This window comes from Micromonospora sp. ALFpr18c, assembly GCF_008868155.1.
Taxonomy (GTDB): Bacteria; Actinomycetota; Actinomycetes; order Mycobacteriales; family Micromonosporaceae; genus Micromonospora.
Window position 1 is genome coordinate 1 of record NZ_WBKR01000264.1, and the last position, 6,851, is coordinate 6,851.

Genomic DNA, 6,851 nt, shown 5'->3' on the forward strand with positions numbered 1-6,851 from the left:
CCCCCGCCCGGCCTCCCCCGTTGGCCAGCTTCGACCAGGCCGGGGCGGGGCGCAGTCGGCCAACCGACCGAGCCAGGGCTGATTGCCGACTCAGATATTCAGGCGGGCGGCGTGACCGACCGGCCATCGGATCGTTGCCGCGGACAGACGAGACCGACCCGCCCAGCCGAAGCGGGACGGGTCGGTCTCGGTGCGCAGAAGATCAGACGGTACGGGGCCGACGCGGACGGCGGGACCGGCCCGACGCGCGATGCGCCGGCCGGGCGCCACCGTCGGTGGCCGAGCCACCGGAGGCGCGTACCCGACCGGGCGACGCCGGCGGCGCGGCGATGGTCACCGGCACGCCGGACGGCTCACGGGCACCGGTCACCCGGACCAGCGCCTCGTCACCCGGGCGCACCTGGACCGACTGCGGTCGGATGCCGGCGGTGGCCATCAGACGGGACACGTCCCGACGCTGCTCCGGCAGGACCAGGGTGACCACGGTGCCGGACTCGCCCGCCCGGGCGGTACGGCCACCCCGGTGCAGGTAGTCCTTCGCCTCGGTCGGCGGGTCCACGTTGACCACCATGTCCAGGCCGTCGACGTGGATGCCCCGGGCCGCCACGTCGGTGGCGACCAGGGCGGTCACCTGACCGTTGCGGAACTGCTCCAGGATCCGGGTGCGCTGCGGCTGGGACTTGCCGCCGTGCAGCGCGGCCGCGCGTACACCCTTGGAGAGCAACTGGCGGGCGAGCCGGTCGGCGCGGTGCTTGGTGCCCATGAACAGGATGGTGCGGCCGTCGCGGGCGGCGATCCGGGTCAGCGCGTCGGGCTTGTCCACCGCGTCGACGTGCAGCACGTGGTGGGTCATCGCGGTGACCGTGGCGGTGCCCGGGTCGACCGAGTGGGTCACCGGGTTGCTCAGGAAGCGGCGGACCAGCCGGTCCACGCCACCGTCCAGGGTGGCGGAGAAGAGCATCCGCTGCCCCTGCGGCGCGACCTGCTCCAGCAGCTTCGTCACCTGCGGCAGGAAGCCCATGTCGGCCATCTGGTCGGCCTCGTCCAGCACGGTGATCTCGACCTGGTCGAGCCGGGCGTCACCGCGGTTGATCAGGTCGTGCAGCCGGCCGGGGGTCGCCACGACCACCTCGGCGCCGGCACGCAGCGCGTCCGCCTGGCGCTGCAACGACAGCCCGCCGACGACGGTGGCGCAGCGCAACCCGACAGCGCGGGCGTACGGGGCCAGCGCGGCGGTGACCTGCTGGGCCAGCTCGCGGGTCGGCACCAGCACCAGGGCCAGCGGACGACCCGGGCGGGCCTTGCGGCCGGCGGTGCGGGAGAGCAGCGGAAGCCCGAAGGCGAGGGTCTTGCCGGAGCCGGTGCGGCCCCGGCCGAGCACGTCGCGGCCGGCGAGCGAGTCGGGCAGCGTCGCCGACTGGATCGGGAACGGCTCGGTGATGCCCTGCGCGGTCAGCGCGGTGAGCAACGCCGGTGCCAGACCGGTATGAGCGAACGACGGAATAACCGTGGTCATGCAGAAGCCTTCCTCGACGCGGCACGTGTCGAGGGAGGGCGCCGATGTCGGCGCTGTCACCGGCGGCCACAGGCAGCCGGGACTCACAAGCACGAACCGATTGGAGTACAGGCCGGCCCGCCGCCAGGCCGCCGCCTGCGGAGGCAGGCGGCGGCGGGGCGGGCCGGTCCCGTCACCGTCACACCCGGAGGGCGCGACAGGTAATGCTGACCGATCCGAAGATCAGAGCGGGCGGATGTTCTCCGCCTGCGGGCCCTTCTGACCCTGGGTCACCTCGAACTCGACCCGCTGGTTCTCGTCCAGGCTCCGGTAGCCGGAGGACTGGATCGCCGAGAAGTGGGCGAAGACGTCGGCGCCGCCGCCGTCCGGGGTGATGAAGCCGAAGCCCTTGTCAGCGTTGAACCACTTCACGGTGCCAATAGCCATGTGTTTCGTCTCCTTGACGGAACGTCGGACACGCACGTGTTGCGCGCCCGAAGAGGAGCGCTCCGCGCGGGAATGCGCGAATCGCCTGTCGCTTCTGGTCGCCCCGCCCGGAGAACTCCGGACACAACAAAGAGCGCCTGGGGCCACAATCCCGCCAGGCGCACACAGAGTCTCTGGTAACCAAAACTGCAACCCGATCAACCTACCACGGTTTTGCCCGCAGCGGTCAAGCTTGGGCGGAATCTTCGGGCAACTGGGCGATCATGGCGGTGAGCCCGGTCACGTCCAGCAGGTCCGCGGGGCGCACCGTCACCCCGTCCCGGACGTAGTGGAACGCCGCACCCACCCGGTCGACCGGCACCCCGACCAGCTCCGCCCAGGCCAGCCGGTAGACGGCCAACTGCACCGCCGCCACCTCCGCCGCCGGCCCGGTCAACTGCCGGCCCGTCTTCCAGTCGACCACGTCGAACCGGCCCCCCGGTCGGGCGAAGACGGCGTCCATGCGCCCCCGGACCACCACACCGGCGATCACCGTGGCGAACGGCACCTCCACCTCCACCGGCGCCCGGTCGGCCCACTCGCTGGCCAGGAACCGCTCCTGGAGCTCGGCCAGCGCCTCGTCCGGCGCGGCGTCCGCGTCCGCCGCGCCGGGCAGCTCGTCCAGGTCGAGCAGCCGGTCGGCGCCGAAGCGCTGCTCCAGCCAGGCGTGGAAGGCGGTGCCGCGGCGGGCGTACGGATTTGGTTCGGCGGGCACCGGCCGGCGCAGCGTACGGGCCAGCGCCGCCGGATCGTTGCGCAACGCGACGAGCTGGGTGACGCTCAACTGCCCCGGCAGGGCCACCTCGACCGCGCCGGAGAGCCGGGTCAGCTCGGCCCGCTCGGCCAACAGCAAGTCCGCCTCACGCCGCCAGCGCGCCACCTCCGGATCCGCCTCCACCGGCGCGGAAGCCACCGGCCCGACAGCCACCGGCCCGGAAGCCACCGGCCCGACAGCCACCGGCGCGGAAGCCACCGGCCCGACAGCGACCGGCCCGACAGCGACCGAAGCCGGGCCGTCGGTCATCAGGCGGCGGACCAGCCCGGCCGCCTCGGCCAGCGCCGGACGCCGGCCACCCAACGGGTCGGCCGGCCACTCCGCGCGGAGCACCACCTCGGCCGTCGGGTTCGTGGCATCCGGGGTGGGCTCCGGCGCCCAGGCGTCGACCAGGTGCCCCGGGCCGCCGTCCAGGCAGGCGTCGTACACCTCGCGCAGGAAGACCGACGGGCCGCGCGGCCGCTTCGTGCCCTCCCCCCACCAGTAGCCGGAGCACAGCAGCAACCGGCGCGGTCGGGTCACCGCCACGTACGTCAGCCGGCGTTCCTCCCGCTCGTCGTGCGCCCGCCAGGCATCGGTGAAGTCGGCCACCGCCCGGGCCACCGCCCGCTGGTCCCCCGCCTCGTCGAGCGCCAGCTCCGGCAACCCGTCGACGTCGCCCCGCAGCGGGAACGGCAGCACACCCAGCCCGCCCAGCCAGTGGTCGGAGTTGCGCACCGGCCCCGGCCACGACCCACGGCACAGGCCGGCCACCGCCACCACGTCCCACTCCAGACCCTTCGCGGCGTGCGCCGTGACCACCTGGACGGCGCCCTCCACCACCTCGACCTCGCCGGGGGCCAGGCCCCGCTCCTCGTCCTCGGCGGCAGCCAGGTAGGACAGGAAGCCGGACAGGGTCGCACCCGGGGTCTCCCCGCTGAAGCGGGCCGCGACGTCACCCAGGGCGTCCAGGTGACCCCGGGCCAGACCGGCGTCACCGGCGCCGTCCCGGCCGGCGCGCACCGCCACCTCCACGTCCAGGCCGATGGTCCGTTCGATGTCCGCGATCAGATCCGGCAACGCCTGGTCCAGCCGGTAGCGCAGCAGCGCCAACTCCGTGCCGTACGCGCGCAACCGCGCGAAACCCTCCGCCGAGTACGCCTGCGCGGGACCGAGGTCGGCCAGCGCCTCCACCAGGGTCGCCTCGTCGAGCAGATCGGGGCTGATCTCCGCATTCTCGTCGGCGGCCACCTGCCGCCGGGCGTTCGCGATGGCCCGAGCCCGGCGGTGCAGCGCCACCAGGTCACGCGGCCCGATCCGCCAGCGGGCACCGGTGAGCAACCGCAGCAGCGCCGCCCCGTCGGTCGGGTCGGCCAACACCCGCAGCGTGCAGACCACGTCGCGAACCTCGGGAGTGTCCAGCAGACCACCCAGCCCGACGACCTCCACCGGCAGGCCACGCTCGCGCAGCGCCGACTCGATCGCCGGGATCTGGCTGCGGACCCGGACCAGCACGGCCGTCGTCGGGCGCTGCGCCACCGGGATGTGCTCCGGTGCCACGCCCGGCATCCGGGCCGCGCCGCGCCAGGCGGCGAGCACGCTGTCGGCGATCCAGGCCGCCTCGTCGGCGTACGTGGGCAGCAGCGCGCAGTGCACCGTGCCACCGGCCGCCCCGCCGGGGCTGCGGTGCGGGATCGGCTCCAGGACGGTCAGCGCCGAGCGCAGCTCCGGCACCCGGGCACCCGCCGCGCGCAGCGGGGTGGACAGCGCGTTCGCCACCCGCAGGATCTCCGGGCGATTGCGCCAGCTCGTGGTGAGCCCCAGCGCCTGCGCGGGCTGACCGTCGGCGCGCGCGAACTCGGTGGGGAACCGGTCCAGGGTGCCGGCGCTGGCCCCCCGCCAGCCGTAGATGGACTGACACGGGTCACCCACCGCCGTCACCGGATGCCCGCCACCGAACAGCGCGTTGAGCAGCACCACCTGGGCATGGCTGGTGTCCTGGTACTCGTCGAGCAGCACCGCCCGGAAACGGCCCCGCTCGATCTCGCCGACCGCCGGGTGATCCCGGGCCACCCGGGCCGCCCGGGCGAGCTGGTCGGCGAAGTCCATCGCCTCGAAGTCCTCCTTGCGCCGGGCGTACGCCCGCACCAGCGGCAGCAGACGCAGCCGGGTCTGCTGCAGGGCGAGCGCCTTGCGCACGTCGGCGTACACCCGCCCCGGCCGCGACTGCACCTCGGCGAAGAACCGACCCGTCCAGGCCGCCAACTCGTCCGGGGCGACCAGGTGCTCGTCCAGCTCCCCGGCGAGCGCCAGCACCGCGTCGGTGATGGTGCTCGGCATCCGGTCCACCTCGGACATGTCGCCGTCGTAGTTGCGGACCAGCAGGTCGACCAACTGCCAGCGGGACGCCTCGGTGAGTAGCCGGGTGGACGGCTCGTAGCCGGCGCGCAGCCCGTGCTCGGTGACGATCCGCCCGGCGTACGAGTGGTACGTCGAGACGGTCGGTTCACCGGCCAGCGGGTCGTCCAGCGGGTCCCGCCCCTGCCGGCCGAGACGGCGGATCAACTGGTCGAGACGGGTACGGACCCGGTGGGCCAGTTCGCCGGCGGCCTTACGGGTGAACGTCAGCCCGAGGATCTGCTCCGGGCGCACGTACGAGTTGGCCACCAGCCAGACCACCCGAGCGGCCATCGTCTCGGTCTTGCCGGAACCGGCCCCGGCGACCACCAGCAGTGGCTCCACCGGGGCGGCGATGATCGCGGCCTGTTCCCGGGTGGGTGCCGGCAGCCGCAGGAGTTTCGCCAGCTCCACCGGGGTGTACCGGGGGCCGGAGTCAGCGAGCCGGGGCGTCGGCGCCGGGCCGGCGCCGAACAGGGTTGGCTGGGTCACGGTGTCGCCTCGGCTCCCAGCACCGGCTCACTCCTCGCCCTCATGGGTGGCGCCCCGGGTGGTCGGCGGCTCGACGACCTGGCGCCCCTGCCCGGAGACCGGGCAGCTGGTGCGCACCGGGCAGACCCGGCACTTCGAATTGGCCACCGCGGCGAACGTGGCAGCGGCCATCGTATCGGCGGTCCGCCGGACCAGCGCGGTCGCCCAGCCGGCCGCCGGGCCCTCACCCGCCGCCGGCTGGTTCTGCTCCCGGGCGTCCTTGGCGGAGGTGCCGAGCTGCACCAGCGCCGCGCCCCCGGACTCGTCGCCGAACTCGGCGAACGCCCCCGCCTCCACCGCCGCCTGGTAGGCGCCGAGCTGCGGGTGCTCGGCCAGTTCGCTGCCGGTGACCGCGGTGGACTTGCCGGTCTTCAGGTCGATCACCACCAGCCGGCCGGCCTCGTCGACCTCCAGCCGGTCGACCCGCCCGGTCAGGTCGACCGGCCGATGCGGGTCGTCCAGCCGGACCGCGAACTCGTGCTCGATGGCGAGCAGCCGGCGCGGGTTGGTGGCCAGCCAGCGCAGCAGCTTGTCGACCATCGCCTCGGCGCGTTCCCGTTCCGGCCCGGCCATCCACCGGGCGGCCAGCTCGATCGCGTCGAACCGGGCCGCCACGTAGTCCAGCAGGGCACCCCGGTCGGCGCTGGCGTCCTCGGCGAGCATCGCGGCGGCGTGCACCAGGTTGCCCACGCCCTGCGCGGTGCTGGTCGGGCCGCTGCCGCCGTGCCGTTCCAGCAGCCAGCGCAGGCTGCACCGCAGCGCGCTCTCCATCGCCGACGGCGTGACCCGCACCGGCTTGCCGTCATCGACCAGGGGCCGGTCGTCGGAGAGCGCCCGCAGGCCCCACCAGTCGTCCGGGTGCGCGCCGGGCACTCCGGCGGCGGCGAGGCGGGCCAGCTCGGCCGCCGCCGCGCGCCGCCGGGCCGCCGGCGCGGCCGGGTCGGTGATGGCGGTACGCAGCTCGGCGACCAACGCCGGCAGGGTGAGCGCCCGGGGTGGCCGGGTCACCGGCAGCGCGCCGGGGCCGTCCGACTCCCCGTCACCGGCCTCCCCCGCCGCACCACCGTCGCCGGATGCGCCGCCGTCGCGGCCTGCCGCGCCACCGTTGCCGGATGCCGCGCCACCGTCGCCGGGTGCGCTGGCGGCCGTGGACGAGGTGGGCGGCGGACCGCCGTCGTCGGGTGGCGG

At 74.8% G+C, this 6,851-nt stretch carries 4 protein-coding genes; all 4 read right to left on the reverse strand.

All coding sequences use genetic code 11. The features are described 5' to 3' along the window. Positions 1-202: 202 nt before the first annotated feature. On the reverse strand, positions 203-1,516 hold the full coding sequence (locus tag F8271_RS28870) for a DEAD/DEAH box helicase (RefSeq protein ID WP_151492995.1): 1,314 nt from the start codon (positions 1,514-1,516) through the stop codon (positions 203-205). Positions 1,517-1,738: 222 nt separating this feature from the next. Further along, complete coding sequence (locus tag F8271_RS28875; protein ID WP_007464836.1) at positions 1,739-1,942, reverse strand: cold-shock protein; 204 nt, start codon at positions 1,940-1,942, stop codon at positions 1,739-1,741. Between the two features lie 226 nt (positions 1,943-2,168). Next, positions 2,169-5,624, reverse strand: a complete 3,456-nt coding sequence (locus tag F8271_RS28880; protein WP_151492996.1) for an ATP-dependent DNA helicase — start codon at positions 5,622-5,624, stop codon at positions 2,169-2,171. A gap of 27 nt (positions 5,625-5,651) precedes the next feature. After that, positions 5,652-6,851: PD-(D/E)XK nuclease family protein (locus F8271_RS28885; protein ID WP_192580506.1), on the reverse strand; the 1,200-nt coding region annotated here is incomplete at its 5' end.

Bases quoted from the DNA above. Each gene is read 5' to 3' on its own strand.
- F8271_RS28875 (WP_007464836.1), bottom strand. From the start codon at position 1,942: ATGGCTATTGGCACCGTGAAGTGGTTCAACGCTGACAAGGGCTTCGGC.
- F8271_RS28870 (WP_151492995.1), bottom strand. From the start codon at position 1,516: ATGACCACGGTTATTCCGTCGTTCGCTCATACCGGTCTGGCACCGGCG.